Annotated in this window: 14 protein-coding genes; 1 reads left to right on the forward strand and 13 read right to left on the reverse strand. The window is 63.6% G+C overall.

Annotation, left to right across the window (positions count from 1 at the left end; translation table 11 throughout):
- Positions 1-12: 12 nt before the first annotated feature.
- The 7 genes from CH275_RS22810 to CH275_RS22840 all read right to left on the reverse strand — a co-directional run bounded on the left by CH275_RS22810 (position 13) and on the right by CH275_RS22840 (position 8,685).
- The gene (locus CH275_RS22810) at positions 13-2,547 is read right to left on the reverse strand and encodes an HNH endonuclease signature motif containing protein (RefSeq protein ID WP_094680499.1); all 2,535 of its coding nucleotides are present in this window, start codon (positions 2,545-2,547) and stop codon (positions 13-15) included.
- A gap of 467 nt (positions 2,548-3,014) precedes the next feature.
- Positions 3,015-4,280: an acyl-CoA dehydrogenase family protein gene (locus CH275_RS22815; RefSeq protein ID WP_094680500.1), complete on the reverse strand. Its 1,266-nt coding sequence runs from the start codon at positions 4,278-4,280 to the stop codon at positions 3,015-3,017.
- Positions 4,281-4,427: 147 nt separating this feature from the next.
- Positions 4,428-5,444, reverse strand: a complete 1,017-nt coding sequence (locus tag CH275_RS22820; protein WP_094680501.1) for a helix-turn-helix domain-containing protein — start codon at positions 5,442-5,444, stop codon at positions 4,428-4,430.
- 132 nt (positions 5,445-5,576) lie between these two features.
- Positions 5,577-6,839, reverse strand: a complete 1,263-nt coding sequence (locus CH275_RS22825; protein WP_094680502.1) for a molybdopterin molybdotransferase MoeA — start codon at positions 6,837-6,839, stop codon at positions 5,577-5,579.
- Positions 6,836-7,078, reverse strand: coding sequence for a MoaD/ThiS family protein (locus CH275_RS22830; protein ID WP_094616439.1), 243 nt, complete (start codon positions 7,076-7,078; stop codon positions 6,836-6,838). The genes CH275_RS22825 and CH275_RS22830 overlap by 4 nt, the downstream gene beginning before the upstream one ends.
- An 18-nt stretch (positions 7,079-7,096) precedes the next feature.
- On the reverse strand, positions 7,097-8,236 hold the full coding sequence (moaA, locus tag CH275_RS22835; RefSeq protein WP_306436964.1) for a GTP 3',8-cyclase MoaA: 1,140 nt from the start codon (positions 8,234-8,236) through the stop codon (positions 7,097-7,099).
- A complete protein-coding gene (locus tag CH275_RS22840; protein ID WP_094680504.1) occupies positions 8,119-8,685 on the reverse strand; it encodes a molybdenum cofactor biosynthesis protein MoaE in 567 nt (188 codons plus the stop codon). Before CH275_RS22840 ends, moaA begins: the two co-directional genes overlap by 118 nt.
- A 216-nt stretch (positions 8,686-8,901) precedes the next feature.
- On the opposite strand from CH275_RS22840, the gene CH275_RS22845 reads away from it, so the two are divergent.
- Positions 8,902-9,927 carry a helix-turn-helix domain-containing protein gene (locus CH275_RS22845; RefSeq protein ID WP_094680505.1) on the forward strand — a complete coding sequence of 342 codons (1,026 nt, stop codon included), beginning with the start codon at positions 8,902-8,904 and terminating at the stop codon, positions 9,925-9,927.
- An 18-nt stretch (positions 9,928-9,945) separates the two neighbouring features.
- Here the strand turns inward: CH275_RS22845 and CH275_RS22850 are convergent, their stop codons facing one another.
- The 6 genes from CH275_RS22850 to CH275_RS22875 form a co-directional block, all read right to left on the reverse strand.
- Entirely contained in the window at positions 9,946-10,935 is a 990-nt protein-coding gene (locus CH275_RS22850) for an NAD(P)/FAD-dependent oxidoreductase (protein WP_094680506.1), read from the reverse strand.
- On the reverse strand, positions 10,932-11,246 hold the full coding sequence (gene fdxA / locus CH275_RS22855) for a ferredoxin (RefSeq protein ID WP_094680507.1): 315 nt from the start codon (positions 11,244-11,246) through the stop codon (positions 10,932-10,934). Before fdxA ends, CH275_RS22850 begins: the two co-directional genes overlap by 4 nt.
- A gap of 37 nt (positions 11,247-11,283) precedes the next feature.
- The gene (locus CH275_RS22860; protein WP_094680508.1) at positions 11,284-13,464 is read right to left on the reverse strand and encodes a molybdopterin-containing oxidoreductase family protein; all 2,181 of its coding nucleotides are present in this window, start codon (positions 13,462-13,464) and stop codon (positions 11,284-11,286) included.
- A gap of 119 nt (positions 13,465-13,583) precedes the next feature.
- Entirely contained in the window at positions 13,584-14,264 is a 681-nt protein-coding gene (locus tag CH275_RS22865) for a MadR family response regulator transcription factor (protein WP_306436965.1), read from the reverse strand.
- Positions 14,261-15,616, reverse strand: a complete 1,356-nt coding sequence (locus tag CH275_RS22870; protein ID WP_094680509.1) for a MadS family sensor histidine kinase — start codon at positions 15,614-15,616, stop codon at positions 14,261-14,263. The genes CH275_RS22865 and CH275_RS22870 overlap by 4 nt, the downstream gene beginning before the upstream one ends.
- Positions 15,613-16,800, reverse strand: coding sequence for an iron-containing alcohol dehydrogenase (locus tag CH275_RS22875; protein WP_256991186.1), 1,188 nt, complete (start codon positions 16,798-16,800; stop codon positions 15,613-15,615). Before CH275_RS22875 ends, CH275_RS22870 begins: the two co-directional genes overlap by 4 nt.
- Positions 16,801-16,946: the final 146 nt, after the last annotated feature.

The raw sequence follows: 16,946 nt of genomic DNA on the forward strand, positions 1-16,946 counted from the left end.
ACCCGAACGAACCTAGAACGGCGGCTCATCGGTTTCTTCGGCGATTGGTCCTGTTTCCGGCTCCGGGCTCTCGGGCGGGTCGGGGTAGGCGATGATGCCGGATCGTCTCGGTGTGGTGGGGATGTGTGGTCTCAGGTCGTTGCCGAGGATGGGTACGACTGTTCCGTTGGCGGGCAGAGTGATTCGGGTGGTCTTCGAGGCGGATCGCCAGAGTATTGCGCCGCCGGGGAGCATGACGGCTTTCCAGTAGCCGGCGGTTTTGCCGGTGTGGTGGAACTCGCAGAGGCACTGGAGGTTGTTGACGGTGGTCCAGCCGCCGCTTAACGGGTTGGCGTGGTCGAAGGCGATGATGTGGTCGAGCTGGCAGCGGTCGGCGGGGCGGTGGCAGCCGGGGAAGCGGCAGTGTCGGTCGCGGAGGCGAACTGCTGCGGTGGTGAGGGCATCGGGTCGGTAGATCAGGGCCCGGTCGGTGAGGGGGTCGCGGGGTACTGATGTGCCGAGGGTGGGGTCGGCGGCGATGGCGGCTTCGAGTGCAGCGGCGAGGGAGGCGGTGCCGAGGTAGATGCCGGAGGCGGTGCAGCCGGTTCGGTTGCCTGAACGCCCAAGGCCAGCGTGATTCAGCGCAGGGCGGTTCAGGGCGGCGCGGGTCCGTGTCGAGAGGTCGAGGGCAGAGCTGTGCCGTGTGCCCCTGCCGACTGGGGTGTGGGTGCAGAACAAGGCTGCGGCGGAGGTCAGTGACTGTGTTCGTCGTGGACTGTCTGCGCATCCTCCGGTCTCGGGTGGAGCTGGATCGGACGCTGAATGGGCAGGGGTGTCCTCCGTCTGGCCCTTCATCGGATCCGGTGACGGCGTTGTCTCCGGTTCCGGCGCGAGAACTGTTCCCTGAGTGGGGCTTGAAGTCGGTGATGGTCCAGTTGTCGACGGGACCGTCCTGGTTTGCTCGGGTCGATCTGAAGCAGAGCGTGTTTCGGTTCGATCGGATGATCTACCGGTCTCCGGCATCGGTATCGACGCAGGTGCTTGTGCAGGATCCGGTGTTCGATGTGATTCGCCGGTCGGGACGGGTGTCGAACTCGATGCGCCGACCGCACCTCGCGCCGATGCTGCATGCGATGGTGCTGGATCGGAGCCACGGTCGGGATCTGTTCCCGGGTCGGACGCAGATCCCGCTGCCGTCGGCGGTGCTGATGCAGGCGTGGATGCGGTTGCCGTCACGCTGGTCGGCGAGGGCGAGGGCGAGGGCGAGGGCGAGGGTGAGGTGGTCGCGCTCGCTACCAGCGCGCCTGTCGGAGAGGGCGCAGGGGTAGGCGATGCTGCGGTGGCGGATTCGCTCGCCGGTTCCGCATTCGGAATGGTGCTCGCACCGGTATCGGTCTCGGTGCCCGTGGTTGCGCAGGACCCGGCCTCGGTCTCGGTGACCGTTGCCCGCGTCTCGGGCGAACCGGTGTCGGTGATCGTGCGGTCCGTTGCCTCGTGTGTTGTCGAGTCGGTGCTCGTCGTTGATGCCGTTGCCGAGTCGGCGTCCGTGTCCGTGTCCGCGTTCGTTGTCGCCGCATCAGCATCTTCGTCCGGATCCGACCTCGAGTCCGACTCCTGCTTGGGATCTCTCGGTGTCCGTTCCCAATCCCCCGTTTCCGGGTTCTGAACAGCCAGTCCGAGTTTCTCGGCGAGGGTGATCGCTTCGGTCAGCAGGACCTGCCACTGACTGTTGCGTGCAAGTTCTCGGGCGAGGTCGGGGTCGATGGAACCATGACCGGCCAGATACGCCGGGTTCGCGAGCAGCCCGATGAGGGTGGCGATATCGACGGTGATCATCGTCAACGGCACCCGACGATCCGGCAATGCCACATCCTTTTTCGGACAATCCTCCCGTTGGCACAGGCATTCCAGTCGGGGTTCACCGTGCATGCGCGCCATGAACGCATCACACAGGCGCTCTTGTTTACCGCGGGGGTCTTTCGGGCACAGGGTGTCGGCCATTTCTTCGAGGAGTTGCCATGCGGCGGCGGCTTCGGGTCCAGTCAGCTCGGCTCGGATCCGGGTGAGTTCCCCAGCAGGAGTGTAGGTCACGGTGCGGAACTTGTTCGCGAACTCCCGCAACGCTGCTGCTTCCTCGGGCGCGACCCGCACCAGGATGTCCCAGATCTCCTTCTCGAGCGGGCCCGGTGACGACCGGCGGGCCGCCTCGACCACTTCGTTCTCGACCGACCTGACGATCTCGTCGGAGAGGTTGTCGAGGATCCGGCATGCGGTCCGCACCCGCGCAAGGTCGACCTCACCGGTCTCGAACGCCGCCCGCAGCAGCGGGAGTCGGGTGTGCAAGGCGACGGCGACGGAGACGTACGATTCGGCGACAGTTGCGGAGCATCCCAATGCGATGGCCATTTCGGTGCGCCCGTATCGGCTGTAATGCTTGTGCTTGGTGTCGAGGCTGATCCAACTCCGATGGACGTCGTAGCAGGCGGAGATCTTGCGGGCCGCCTGCCGATTCTCCTCACGCGCGGCCGCGGTCAACGCCTCCAGTGACACAGCTGGCAGTGCACCCATCTTTCACCCCCCGGTGAGCAACATTTCAGAACGTGCGTTCGAACTGAAAGAAGACTAACCCGGGCCACCGACAGAAACGGAAGCGCAGACTCGGCAGGTCTTACTCACCACCCCGAGCAGGACAAATCAGCCGAGGTCGAACTCAGAACGTCGTGACCTGAGCCTCTACATCGATCACATCGACGGCCGTCCCGAACAGGCGGGCCATACGCGAGGTACCCGTCGCCTTGCCCACCTCGTTCAGCGTCTGCTCTGCAATCGTTCGCGTGCTCGTTCCCCCGACTAACCACCACAGTGTCCACCCAAGATCCTGGAGTCCCGCACGCTCGCGAAGATCCCAACAGAGATAACCGAGAAGTACAGGCTCAGTCGATCTTTCACCGGTGGTTGTATCGGCCCGGATCCGAGAGAGAGACAGGTCGTGGTGTCAGGATCGATCGGATCCTGACACCACGATCGCCATCGGTCTAGGCGTGCTCGGGTACAGACAGTCGATTCTCGGCTGCGGCGAGTGAGTCGAATCCGTCTGCCTTGAGCAGGTTGTGGACGTTGCGCCGTCGGACGCCCATGTTGCCTCCGTCGTACACCGGGAAACACAGGACGTCTTCCATGATCGCAGCGATCGGTGTCAGGTTCGTGTATGCATCGACGCCGACGAGACGCATGGCGTCGTACACCACCTGCACGGCCGTCTCGGATGCAAAGATCTTTACCTCGTTGGCCAATTCGCGGTCACGCCCGCCGGTACGGTCGAAATGATCGGCTGCCTTCCACGCAAAGTAGCGGACCGCCTCGATGCGAGTCTTGATGTCCACCAACATGTATCCGGCGTTCTGATACTCGATGACCGGTACCGGACCTGACCGATGGTCGGTCTTGGCGAACTGCAGAGAACAGTCGAACGCAGCTCGCATCCTGCCCACGCACGCGGCAGCAATGGACGAGCAGGTCCAGGAGAAGGCGGTGGCGACGATGTCCAACCCGTCGCCCGGCTTGCCGATGAGGTTGCCGACCGGCACCCGCACGTCGCGAAATTCCACCCGCGGCGAGTTGGTGGCGCGGTGTCCGATGGTGTCGATCATGTCGGTGATCTCGACCCCTGGCGTTCCCTTCTCCACGACGATGACGGCCAGCGACTCCGACGGTGGCAGCGCAGGATCGGTGCGGCACACCACGCTGATCAAGTCGGCACCCTGACCGTCCCAGCCGGAAGCATTGGTGGTGTAGTGCTTGGCACCGTTGATGACCCACTCGTCGCCCTCGAGTCGCGCGAAGGTCCGAATTCCGACGGTCGGGTCCTCCGAGTCGTAGTTGGCCCCACCGGTCACCTCGGTGTATGCGATCGCGGCCAGTCGAGGCTCGCCGTCGCAGAACAGCGGGAGCCAGCGATTCTTCTGTTCCTCGGTGCCGAAATTGATGATCGGGTTGAGTCCCAATCCGGTGCCGAGCAACGCAGTGGGAGTGTTGATGTCGACCCGAGCGAGTTCCTCGGCCGCGAGCGCGAAGGTCAGGTTGTCGAAGTACGCGCCGCCGTATTGATCGGGAACCAGTCCCTTGACGAATCCGAGACCTGCCAACTGCTTGTAGACCGGCTGCAGTGCGTAGAAGCGATCCTCCGGCCGCGGCAAGGATGAGATAGCGGCCGCCACTTCGCTCAGGATGTCGTCTGCCACTTGCCGCGCTTGCATGCGCACGGCCATCTGCTCGGGGCTGAGCTCGAAACTCAGGGTCATGTGAGACTCCTCGATGTCTGTCCTGGTGGGGTGAAGAACGGAATCGGGCGACGCTGCCCTGCACACCATGTTTCATGGGCCGACGTGTCCGGGTCTTGTATCGGACTGCGCCATGATCGGTACCGTTCTGCACATTCGGACAGAGCGTCATCCCTGAGCCAGCTGCAGTACTTCCCCTGTCCTCACCGACGCGCGATATTCGACCGGGCTGCATCCGAAGCGCAATCGAAAGGTCTTGGCCAGATGCGCCGAATCCGAGAATCCCCACGCTGCAGCGATCGCGCCGATCGATCGATCGTCACGTGAATCGGCAAGCTCACGACGACACGCTTCGACCCGATGCTCACGGACGACAGCACCGAAAGTCGTTCCAGCCCTCTCGAACAGGGCATGAAGGGTGCGAACCGATACCCCTACGTGGCGGGCTGCCTCGGTGGCGGGAACTCGGCCGAAGGGAAGCCGGGAATCGATGTATCGAACTGCGGACACCCGGAGTACTTCGTCGGTCTGCACAGAGGATCCGGCACCCCGTTCGGCCGTCCCTCCCAGCACCGCACGGAGCAGATCGACATGGGCGGCACCGACCATCTGTCGCTCGGTGGGTTGCAGCGAGGAATCGGTTTGCCAGGTCTCCACCATCAACGAGCTGAGCAAGCGAGCCGAGCCCGACGAGCTCGAAAAACGCCGCGCAGTAGTCGCTGCCGACGGGCCGACCACGTCTGCCAGCAGAGGGCGCGGCAGTCGGAAAGACAGCACTCGCCACAGTTCGTCGTTACCCGGCTCGACGAACTCGAGCCGGTACGGGCGAGTCGAATCTACGATGGCGAATTCGCCTCGGGAGACGGTGCACTGCCGCCCGTCCTGAGTGGTCGTGCACTGCCCGTCCAATTGCAGGTTGACAAAAACGACGTCCTCGTCGGCTCGGGCAACCTCACGTTTTCCGTGGTCGATTCGCTGTGTGCAGGAAGCAATCTCCGCTGCATTGCCACCCCCGATCGCCGCCGAGCGCACCCACCCGGGAAGTCCGGAGCTCGAGAAACTGCGTTCGACGTGGTCCCGGGATCGCCACGGCGCCAGCGGGGTGAATGCCTGGCAGAGGACGTCGGCCCAATAGCTCATCTGATCGGCCGGACCGAGTCCCCTGGTTGTCCAATATGACGTCATGATGCACTCCGCGCTAGGTTCGAGTGCACCCACGGTAGGCCTTGGGCGTAAGCCATCCGAGGCGTTTGCGTTACTAAATTCGTGCACTCTCCTCACACCGACGCGAGAGTCGCGGAGAGGTTCCCCGCGCCTTCAGATGCAGGTACCTCGCCGCGTCGACGCGACCGAGTCCAGCATCCATGCGGGATACTCGCCCGGAGGGCCGAGGCCGCCGTCGGAGGGCGGGACCACGATCACACAGTTGGCATGGGCGAGCGCACCGACCGAGTGCGATCGAATGATCGCGGTGCTTTCACCGTCGACGACGCCCAACATCACCCGAGGTATCGGCGAGGCGGGAACCGTCTCCCCATCCACCCTGACCGTTCTCATCGTTCTGTCCGCCTGTGGGTTTCGCAATGCCGCCACGATCACCGGCCGGACGAACAATTCGTACGAGACCAACGCACTGACCGGGTTTCCGGGCAGACACACGATCGGCGTTCCGTCGACTTTCCCGCACGCCTGAGGTTTGCCCGGTTTCACTGCTACCGAGACGAATTCGACCTCCTGGCCCCGCAGTGCGAGCCGAATCACCTCTTCGGTACCCGCACTGATCCCGCCGGTGGTGACGATGACGTCGGCAACCTCGGCGCATCGGGCCAGTGCCGCCCGACACGCGTTCACGTCGTCGGCAACGGCCGGTTCGAGGTGAACGTCGGCACCACACCGAAGCAGATCGGCGACGAGCATCGCCGAGTTGACGTCGTGGCATTCGCCCCGCTCGAGTTCTGTCCCGACAGCTCGAATCTCGGATCCTGTCGAGAGCACCGCCACGACCGGGGCCGACTCGACCAGCACACGAGTGCGGCCGAGGGCAGCCAACACACCGACCTGCGCGGGAGTCACCACCGTGCCGGCCCTGACGGCAAGGTCGCCGACCTCGAAGTCCGACGCACGACTGCGGACGTTGCTCTTGGAGTCGACCGAGTGAATCGTCACCTCCTCTACTCCGAACGCCTCGACGAACCCGCTGGTCACTTCGACCGGAACGACCATGTCTGCTCCCAGCGGGACTACGGCACCGGTCATGACCTGTACCGACTCGCCCGAACGAACGTGTAGCGGTGCCGGTTGTCTCCCTGCGACACTGCACGCGGAGACGAGCAACCGGACGGGCAGACGTTCCGGACCGACGACATCGGCAGCACGAACGGCGAATCCGTCGACCGCCGAATTGTCGAATGCCGGCAGTGCGCGGTCGGCAACGACATCCTCGGCCAGCACCGCACCCACCGCGTCGCCGATCGGCACGGAACGTGCCTTCGCAGCTATTCCCAGTTTCCCTATCGCACAACGATGTTGGTCCACCGTTCGGAGAGGGGCAGGAACGATGTCGACCGTCGTCGACATCATCCGCCGGAGATCGGGGGTAGGACCGCGATTTCATCGGTATCGCAGCACGGAGAATCCTCTGCCCGCGCGAGAGACTGCCCGTTGATCCAGATCCTGGACACGGCCAGCACATCCGCAAAGGATGCGCCGTATCTTCCGACGGCGGAGTCGAGCACCTCTCGAACCGACGATCCGGGAATCTCCCGCGACGCCTCACCTGCTATCTGACGTGCCGCAGCGAACATCACCAATTCGGCCATACGATCACCAGTCTCCGATCATCCACCGATGTAGGACATTTCGATGCGATCTCGCACCGGCCCGTCGTTCGTTCCCGCTCGGAGTTCCGAATAGCGATCATCGCGTTGCAGCCACAGCGTGGACAGGCGTTCGACGAGGTCGTCCTGCGACGCCTCCGAGCGCAGCAACGCACGTAGGTCGGTGCCGGTGGAGGAGAACAGACAGGTGTACACCTTTCCATCCGCGGACAACCGTGCACGAGTGCAGGATCCGCAGAACGGTTCCGAGACGGACCCGATCACACCGATCTCGCCGCCACCGTCGAGATACCGGTACCGAGTCGCCACTTCGCCGTCGTACTCCGCATCGACCGGTGCCAGCGGATAGACCTGTCCGATCGTCTCCACTATCGAGTCGACGTCGACAACCTCGGACAACTCCCACCGATTCGTTGCCCCCACGTCCATGTACTCGATGAAGCGCACCACGACGCGGGTGCCTCTGAACCGCTCGGCCAGAGCCAGAATGGAACCTTCGTTGACTCCGCGACGCACCACGACATTGACCTTCACCGGCGACATTCCGGCCCGCACCGCCGTGTCGATTCCGTCGAGCACGGTCTGCACGGGTACCCGGGTGTCACTCATCCGAGCGAACGTTGCCGGATCCGTCGAATCGAGGCTGATGGTCACGCGCCCCAAACCCGCGTCGACCAAGGCTGCTGCGTGGGCACCGAGCAGAGAACCGTTGGTGGTCATCGCCAGATCGATACCGTCGATGGCACTCAATCGTTCGACGAGCGTGACGATTCCGGCGCGCAGCAGAGGTTCGCCACCGGTCAGGCGCACTTTACGAATACCGATGGCGGCGGCGGCGCGGGCGACTCTCTCGATCTCGTCGAACGACAGCAATTTCCCTTTGTTCAAGAATTCGTGGTCCGGACCGAATTCGGCCCGGGGCATGCAGTAGACGCAGCGGAAGTTGCACCGGTCGGTGACGGAAATACGTAGATCCCGAAGTGGTCGCCCTCGAACGTCTCTCGTGCCGGGCCCGACGTCACTCACGAAGCGACACCGCACGTGAGCGGCGACCACTGCGAGGCTGCCTGTTCGACAGTCTCGATCTGCACACCTGACTCCACCCAAGACTGGGCAGCGGCGCGCTGTTCGAGCTTCCACACCGGAACGCACGCCTTGAGAACGTCGATGCAGAACTGGGCCGCCAGGAATGCGTCCACGCGATGGCCCGAGGACACGCAGACCAGGACGCTGGCCTCACCGACTGCGACGGATCCGATCCGATGCAGCAGGGCGATGCGTCCGATTCCGGGCCAACGCCGTTGGGCTACCTCCGCAATCTCCAGTAGCCGCCCACGAGCGGCCGACTCGTAGGACTGGTAGTCGATCGCCACGACCCCGTCTGCACGCAGACCCGCGATGTCCTTCGAGTACTCGCGAACCACCCCGGTGAAGGTGACCAGGGCTCCGCACCGCGGCAGTGTTGCCCACTCGATCGCGGCCTCGACCGACAGCTCGTCGGAGGTCACGGCGACACGCACGTCAGCCGCACGGGATTCGCTGCCGTTCGTTTTCTCGTCGCTGTGTAGGACAGTGTCGACTTCGCCCACGGCGCACCCCTTTCGTTCGTCCTACCTCAGGATGGTCGAGACATGTGCACGTCACTTGACCGCCAGCGACCGTTAGTTGACCTGCAGAGACTGCCGCATGCAGATGTGATCGCACTTTCCGGCATTGTTACGAACAGCGCATCAACCGGAAACATTGCGGGTTAATCTCGAAGAAAGCTCCTGCATCGCCGTGAGCGTCTACGACAAGGGGTCCCCATGCTGTCTCGTTCCGGATTTTCCATCCCGACTCGGACGACCAGCCGAGGCGACTGGTGCGACATGTTGAACGAGCATTTCGTGGCACTCGATGTCGCAGACGTTGCCGACAGCCGGTTCACCGGCGCAGTTCGCTCGATGTCTCTTGCCCACCTTCAGGTTTCGAGTGTTCGGTCCACGACACAACGCATCGCACGCACCGACTCGCTCATCGAGAAGGACCGGATCGAATACGTTCAGATCGGGATGATCCGTCGAGGCCGCGCGATCGTGGTGCAGGACGGGCGCGAATGTGTGCTCTCACGCGGCGACTTCGCCATCTACGACACCTCGCGCCCGTTCGATTGGATCATCGACGGCCATCCCGACGACGATCAGTGGGAACTGGAAGTCTTCACCTGGCCCCGTCACATGCTTCGGCTCGATGCGCGCGAGTCCAGCGACATGACGGCGATGGCGTTCGACGGATCTGCCGGATTCAGCGGGCTCCTCGGCCGGTTCCTCCACGACCTGAGTTCGACACGGTCGTCGCTGGACATCACCGGAGCGCAGGCCATAGCCGACGAGGTCGGCGACCTCGTCAGTGTGATCGCCCGCAACACCACGACGAATCCGACCATCGGCTCACCCGGCGTGGCACTGGTGCGAGCAGCGCAGCGATACATCGACGACCACCTCGCAGACACCGAGCTCTCACCCACGTCGGTCGCGTCGGCGATGCTGGTGTCGACCCGTCAGTTGCATCGAGTGTTCGCCTCGAGCGGCACGACGGTGGCCCGCACCATCCGAACCAAACGACTCGAGCGCTGTCGCCGCGAGATCATCGGCAGCATCACCCTCGACCGATCTCTCGGGCAGATCAGTCGGCAATGGGGCTTCGCGGACCTCGCCGTGTTCAGCCGCGCTTTTCGGGAGCAATACGGGATGAGTCCGCGGCAGTACCGAGCCAGTGTCTGCGCCCGGTCCGACGACCCACGTGCGGTGACGCGTTCGACGCGACCGACCGACCGAGAACAGCGGTACTGACCCGACGAGCGACTCGGCTCAGTGGATCGAGTCGCTCGAATGGCCCGGCACGATCGGTGCCGAACCGTCCACCAGCGGTGCTATGTGATTGACCGCGGTCGCCGCCTCGGCGAACCCGACCGCGATCAGCTTGACCTTGTCCTGATGTCCGGCAACATCACCGACGGCGAACACCCGTCGCCGGTTGGTTCGCATCGTTCGGTCGACGGCGATATCGCGCTGGTGTTTGTCCAGCCCCCATGTCCCGATCGGACCGAGCGCTGCTTTGAACCCCAATGCAGCAACAACACTCGATACTGCCAGTCGACGGCGTTCGGTTCCGGCACCGTCGACGATCGTCACCGATTCGACGGTGCCCGATCCCGCGATCTCCTCGACTTCGTACGGAGTCAGGACATCGACACTCGACCGCTCCAACAGTCCCAAGCTGTGAGCATGAGCCCGAAACTCGTTGCGGCGGTGTACCAATACCACCGACTTCGCGATCGGCTCCAAACTCAGCGCCCAGTCCACCGCCGAATCACCGCCCCCGACGATCATCACATGTTCGTCGGCCAGATCGTTCAGCCTCGGCACGAAGTAACGGAGCCCACGATCATGAAATTCCGATCCCGTCGGTAGCGGTCTCGGCGTGAATTTCCCGATCCCCGCTGCCACCAGTACGGCCTTCCCGACAACGGTGGCACCCTTGTCCGTCGTGATCCGAACGCCGTCGTCGGATTCTTCGAGCTCTGTCGCGACGTGTCCCATGAGATACGTCGGTTTCGCCTGCTCGGCTTGCTCTACCAACGCGTCGACCAAATGCTGCGCTTTGATCGCCGGGAAGCCGGCCACGTCGAAGATCTTCTTCTCCGGATACAACGCAGCCAACTGGCCACCGGGGTGCGGTAGGGCATCGATGACGGTGACCGTCATCCCTCGAAAGCCTGCATAGTAGGCACCGTAGAGACCTGCCGGACCAGCGCCGACGATGATCAGGTCGCACTCGGAAACCGTTGAGTCACTCACTTCTTCGCCACTTCCTCGATGGTCGGATGGTCGTGGCCGACCGGGCCGAGGTCCTCGGCCCCGCCCGACGCGTCGGCGTCCTCGCAGAATTCGACTGCGATATCGACGAATCGCTTTTGCTCGTCCGGAATCTTGTGTTCCCAGAAGATGGCGTCGTTGGGGCAGGCGGGCATGCATTTTCCACAGTCGACGCACTCGTCGGGATTGATGTACATCATCCGAGCGCCCTCGTAGATGCAGTCGACGGGACATTCTTCGGTGCACGCCTTGTCCAGCAGGTCGATGCACGCTTCGGTAACGACGTAGGCCATGTCGAAATCCTCGTATTCGTAGAAGTAACAGTAGTTGTCAGACCTCGAGCGCTGCGACCTGAACGAGTGTGTCGGAGAACGTCGGGGCGTTTCCGAGGTCTGCGAACACGGTCGGGTTGAGCGACGCCGGAGTCGACAGCGACAGCATGTTCTTGCGCCACGCGCCCATCGCACAGACCGTGACGCCCTCCATGACCGACTTGTCCAATTTGGCAACGACGGTGAATTCGCCGCGATCGTTGAAGACCCTCACCACATCGCCCGAGGCGATTCCCCGACGCTCGCCGTCGGCAGGGTTGATCAGCAGCGTCGGCTCCTTCTGCACCTTGCGATGCATGTCGAGATTTCCGAAACTCGAGTTCAGGTACGCGTGCGATTTGGGGGTGAGCAGGTTGAGCGGATACTTCTGCGCCAGTTCGGGATTGGTTCGCAGCGACTCGCGGGGTGCGATGTAGTGCGGTAGCGGATCGACGGGTTGCCCCGGCTGGTGATCGTTGGACCCCTGCCGAAAGAGGGGCAGCACGAAGTTGCCACCCGCCGCGGCCGAGGACAGGAACTCGGTCTTCCCGGACGGCGTCCTGAAGCTGCCGTCCGCGTGCGGCGCGTACTCGTCGGGCCCGGGAAGGTTGAGTCGCTGCCAGCCCAGCCGCTTGAGCGACTCGATCGTGATGCCCTCCATCGCCGGGGCATTCCAGTCGTAGGAGAGGGCGATGAGTTCCTCGTCGGTTCGGGAGAACACCGGCTCGGTGAATCCCATCGCCGCGGCCAGTCGCCGGAACAGCTCGGTGTTGGGAACGGCTTCTCCGAGGGGCTCGATCGAACGATTGTTGTAGGTGACGAACAGGTGGCCCCACGAGAAGTTGATGTCGTCCTGTTCGAGCTGAGTGGTGGCCGGCAGAATGATGTCCGCGTAATCGGCTGTGTCGGTGATGAAATGGTCGCTGACGACGGTGAACAGATCCTCGCGGCTGAGGCCGTCGATCATTCGCTTCTGATCCGGGCACACCACCACCGGATTCGAGTTGTAGACCATCAGACCTTTGAGGGGCGTGTCCAGATTCAGCCCGCCGGTCAGCGCTTCGCCGAGTTGATACAGATTGATCACGCGCGTGCCTGGAGTCTGCAGATCCGTCTGCAGGAACTCGGGCCAGTTCACCGGGAAAGCCCACAGGGGTAGCTGCAGGATTCCGCCGCCGGGCTTGCGCCAGGCACCCACCAACGACGGCAGGCAGGAAATCGCTCGGACGCTCTGCCCGCCTCCCGCGCTTCGCTCGATCGCGACACCGATGCGAATCACAGCCGGCTGGCTCTGCGCGTATTCTCGTGCCAGGGTGTAGATGTCGTCGACGGGAATGCCCGTCTCCTCCGATGCCCACTGCGGGGTGTACTGCTTCACCCGTTCGGCCAACTCGTCGAAGCCGATCGTGTGACGCTCGATGTAGTCGGCGTCGGTCAGACCCTCGTCGATGATCACGTGCATCATCGCCAGGGCGAGCGCGCCGTCGGTGCCGGGACGGATGGGGATGTACCAGCTGGCAGCTTTCGCGGTTCTGGTCTTGACCGGATCGATCACCACCACCTTGGCACCGCGCTTCTTGGCCTCGGCGACGTACGGCCAGAGGTGCAGATTGGTGCTCATGATGTTCGACGCCCAGATCAGAATGAACCTGGAGTGGACGAAGCTTTCGGGATCGACACCCGCCGTGTCGCCGACCGTCATCGCGTAGGCAGTGCAGGAGCCCGCGTCGCAATACGTACGCTCGGCAACGGTCGCCCCCAGCCGGTTGAAGAACGCATCCCCCACGTTCAGGCCTTGCGTGATCCCCTGAGTGCCGAGGTAGTTGCACGGCATGATTGCCTCGGGACCGAACTCGTCGGCAATGGAGGTGAATTTCTCGGCAATGGTGGCCACGGCCTCGTCCCACGAGATCCGCTCGAACATTCCCGAGCCTTTGGGTCCGGATCGCTTGAGCGGGTAAAGAACTCGCTCGGGGCTGTAGACCTTGTCCAGGTAGTTGTCCACCTTCACGCACAGCCCACCGTTGGTGTACGGGTTGGTCTTGCTTCCGCTCACGCTCGTGGCCACACCGTCCGCGACGGTGACCACCATCGAGCACGAATCGGGACAATCCTGGCCGCAGGCACCGAGAACGGTGAGCTCCGTCGGGCGGTCTTCGGGAGCGTCGTGTGGGCGCGTGTCTTCCTGAACGGTCGTCATGGGTGGCTCCTCGGCGTGGACATCACTGGTGTGTGTTATCCGAAGCCTGCACCTCGCAGACCCATCCGACAGGACGCTGAGCGCCGACTACTTTGCGCTCGGTGCCGTACGCGCGTCGCTCAGATCAACCCCTGTTTGCTCGCGGCATACACCGCCTCGGCTCGTCTCGACACCGCGAGTTTGCGCATGATGTTGCTGACGTGGAATTTCACTGTCGTGGCCGAGATGAACAGTTGGGTTCCGATCATGTTGTTGGACAGACCCGTTGCCAGTAGGCGGAGCACTTCGAGTTCGCGCTCGGTGAGCCGCTCGATACTGCTCGGTGTGCCGTTGAGTGATCGAACGACAGCCGAGGCGCTGCGTGAATCGAAGGCACTCTCCCCGCGCGAGACGGCGCGGATCGCACGAACCAACTCTGTGGTGTCGACGTCCTTGACCACATATCCTCGGGCACCTGCGTGCACGGCCTCCACCACAAGCCGGTCGTCGAGGAACGTCGTCAATACGAGCAGCCCGATTCCGCTGTGCGCCTTGGCCAACTGTGCGCACAGAGCCAAGCCCTCGTAGTCCGAGCTGGCCGAGAGCTTGAGATCCATCAACACGATGTCGGGCTCGACCCGCGCGACGACGGCCAAACCCTCCTCCCGGGTGGACGCCTCCCCCACGATCGTCAGATCCGACTCGCGTTCGAGTACCGAACGCAGCCCGTCGCGAAGAATTGCGTGGTCGTCGACCAGCACGATGCGGACCGTGGGTGCCGCCAACTGCCCTGCGCCTGTGTGAACCGTCGGAACACTCACTGTGTTTCGCCCTTCTCGGATCGTTCTCGGAGTGGAATGCGCACCGCCACCCGCACTCCACCGGTTCGGGCTCGGCGGATCTCGAGGACCCCGCCGTGTTCGCGGGCGCGGGCCGCCATGTTCGCCAGTCCGCGGTGACGGCCGTCGACGTCTGTGGATTCGGCCAAGTGCAGCATCATGCGCAGGTGGGCGGGATCGCCGTCACCGTCGTCGGCAATCGACAGCTGCATCTGATCGGGCGAATAGGTCAGACGCAGAATTGCTCGCGAGGCATGCGCGTGCACCGCTGTGTTGAACAGCGCTTCGCCGGCGATGCGAAGCAAAGCATGCTCGCACTCGCTGCTCAACTCCACTGGAGTTCCCTCCACACGCAGCGACACCTGTAACTCGTCGGGCATGTGGACCACGGAAAGCTGTTCGAGCATTTCGGGAAGCGACGTACGGTCGGCGTCCTGTGGGTGATTGAGGGCGTAGATCGCCGACCGCAGCTGGTCCACCGCCCGACGCGTCAAGTCCTTGGCCAGATCCAACCTGTCACTACGTTCTTCGGCCGAGATCTCGCTGCGACACACTTCGATCTGCATACCCGCGGACAACACGGCCTGAGTCACGCTGTCGTGCAGTTCACGAGCGATGCGATGACGTTCGTCGTCGAGCACCTGATGGCGATGCGCGGCACCCAGTTGTCTTTGTGTCAGCAACAGTTCGGCATTGCGGGCCGCAAGATCGGCCGCTGTCCGGTTCGCCTCGGCATAGGCACTCTCGGTACGCTCGAGCAGTTGCCGCCGACTTTGAAAAAGTGCCGAATTCTGTAGAGCCACCGCAGTTTGGCTCGCAAGAATGCTCAACACCGCGGCGTCGGTGGCGTCCAGCACTCGTTGTTCTCCGGTCCACGCCGCGAACGCACCGACGACACCGCCGTCGAACGCGATGGGTACGAAGGCATGATGAGCAGAGATGACCGGAGTAAGTCCGTCGCCGCAGGTGGACGTCCGGATCGACTCGAGACAGTCGACGACATCGTCCGGCAGCGGTGGCCCCTCGACGTTGTCCACCAGAAACGGCGTCGCGTCGGGACCGAGTACCAGCCGACGAGGCCCTGCGTCCGGCAAGGCACCATCGGCAAGAGCGAAGACGACCCAGCGTGCACTCAGATGAGCGCGCGCGGCCTCGGCCACAGCGCACACCAGTGTTTCCGGACCGTCGACCGTGCGCACCAGCGCTCGTGAGATGAGTTCCAGTGCGTAGACAACACGTTCCAAACGTTCGGCTGCGCCGCGGTATTGGGGGTAGAACGTGTTCTTGCCCGAACGCAGTCCCGTCAGCAACGAGAGGTCGGGTCCGGACGTCACAGCGCACTCCTGAACAGATCGACCATCTCGCGATGCGTCGCGGAGCGAGGATTGGTGGACATGCAGGCATCGCGTAAGGCGTTGGTGGCCAACACATCGAGATCGGACTCGCTGACGCCGATCTCGGCCAGGCCAGCGGGAACACCTACCTGACGAGCGAGGCGGTCCACCCGATCGGCCACGGCCATCGCTGCCTCCTCCGGCCGTGCGCGGCCTTCGGCCAGCCCCAGACTCGTCGCAATGGCCACGTACGGCAACGGATCCTCTGCGGCGTTGAAGCGAATGACGTGCGGTAGCAGTACCCCGTTGATCACGCCGTGTGGGAGGTCGAGCAGTCCCCCCACCTGATGGCTCATGGCATGTGTGGCACCGAGGATGGCGTTGGTGAAGGCCAGGCCCGCTTCCAGACTTGCCTGGGCCATCGATCCGCGCGCAACCATGTCGGTGGGCTCGTCGATCGTGCGAGCCAACTGTGACATCACCATGGTTATGGCTCGGAGAGCATGGTGGTCGGTGAGTTGGTTGTGACCCAGCGAGACGAATGCCTCGATTCCGTGCGTCAGCGCATCCAAACCGGTTGCCGCGTTGAGCCATTCGGGCATCGTGGTGAGCAACATCGGATCGATCACGGTGATGTCCGGAACCAGCGCCCGGCCGAGGATGGTGATCTTCGTCGAGCGTGCGGTATCGGTGACGATGCAGAACTGCGAGACGTCGGCTCCAGTGCCGGATGTCGTCGGCACCATCACCAGCGGCGGAATCGGCCGAGTGGCCTGATCGACCCCCTCGTAGTCCAGGATTCGGCCGCCGTTGCCCGCAAGGATGGCAATCCCCTTGGCCGCATCCATGACCGACCCGCCGCCGATGGCCACCAACACGTCACAGCCGAAGTCTGCGTAGCAGCCGTGCCCGGCCTCGATCTCGACATCTTTGGGATTGGGTGTCAACGCACTCCAGACCTGGGGCTCGAGTCCCTGCGCAACCAGTAGATCGACCAGCTGCCCTGCCCAGCCACTGTCGATCAAACCCTGGTCCGTGACGAGCATCGGCCGTACCCCGCCGAGGCGGCGCGTCGCGTGCGCGACCTCGCCCAGCGAATCCGGACCGAACACGATCTCGGGCGCGTGGAACTTGAGGACTCGTGGTGTCTCGGCTCTGCTGCGCTGCGCATCGAGGTCGTGCAGCGCCTTGCCGACGTTCGCCGTAGCTGCCTGGTCCACCGTTCACACCCTCGCTGTCTTCGGTCCACACCATCCGGACCTGTGATTCAGGTTACAACCTTACGAGCGTGACGGGTGCGATCCCACCAGCGCCGGGCCAGGTTCGTACC

Source organism: Rhodococcus sp. 06-235-1A (assembly GCF_002258785.1).
Taxonomy (GTDB): domain Bacteria; phylum Actinomycetota; class Actinomycetes; order Mycobacteriales; family Mycobacteriaceae; genus Rhodococcoides.

Bases quoted from the DNA above. Each gene is read 5' to 3' on its own strand.
- CH275_RS22810 (WP_094680499.1), bottom strand. From the start codon at position 2,547: ATGGGTGCACTGCCAGCTGTGTCACTGGAGGCGTTGACCGCGGCCGCG.
- CH275_RS22815 (WP_094680500.1), bottom strand. From the start codon at position 4,280: ATGACCCTGAGTTTCGAGCTCAGCCCCGAGCAGATGGCCGTGCGCATG.
- CH275_RS22845 (WP_094680505.1), top strand. From the start codon at position 8,902: ATGCTGTCTCGTTCCGGATTTTCCATCCCGACTCGGACGACCAGCCGA.
- CH275_RS22830 (WP_094616439.1), bottom strand. From the start codon at position 7,078: ATGGCCGAATTGGTGATGTTCGCTGCGGCACGTCAGATAGCAGGTGAG.
- CH275_RS22860 (WP_094680508.1), bottom strand. From the start codon at position 13,464: ATGACGACCGTTCAGGAAGACACGCGCCCACACGACGCTCCCGAAGAC.
- fdxA (WP_094680507.1), bottom strand. From the start codon at position 11,246: ATGGCCTACGTCGTTACCGAAGCGTGCATCGACCTGCTGGACAAGGCG.
- CH275_RS22825 (WP_094680502.1), bottom strand. From the start codon at position 6,839: ATGATGTCGACGACGGTCGACATCGTTCCTGCCCCTCTCCGAACGGTG.
- CH275_RS22820 (WP_094680501.1), bottom strand. From the start codon at position 5,444: ATGACGTCATATTGGACAACCAGGGGACTCGGTCCGGCCGATCAGATG.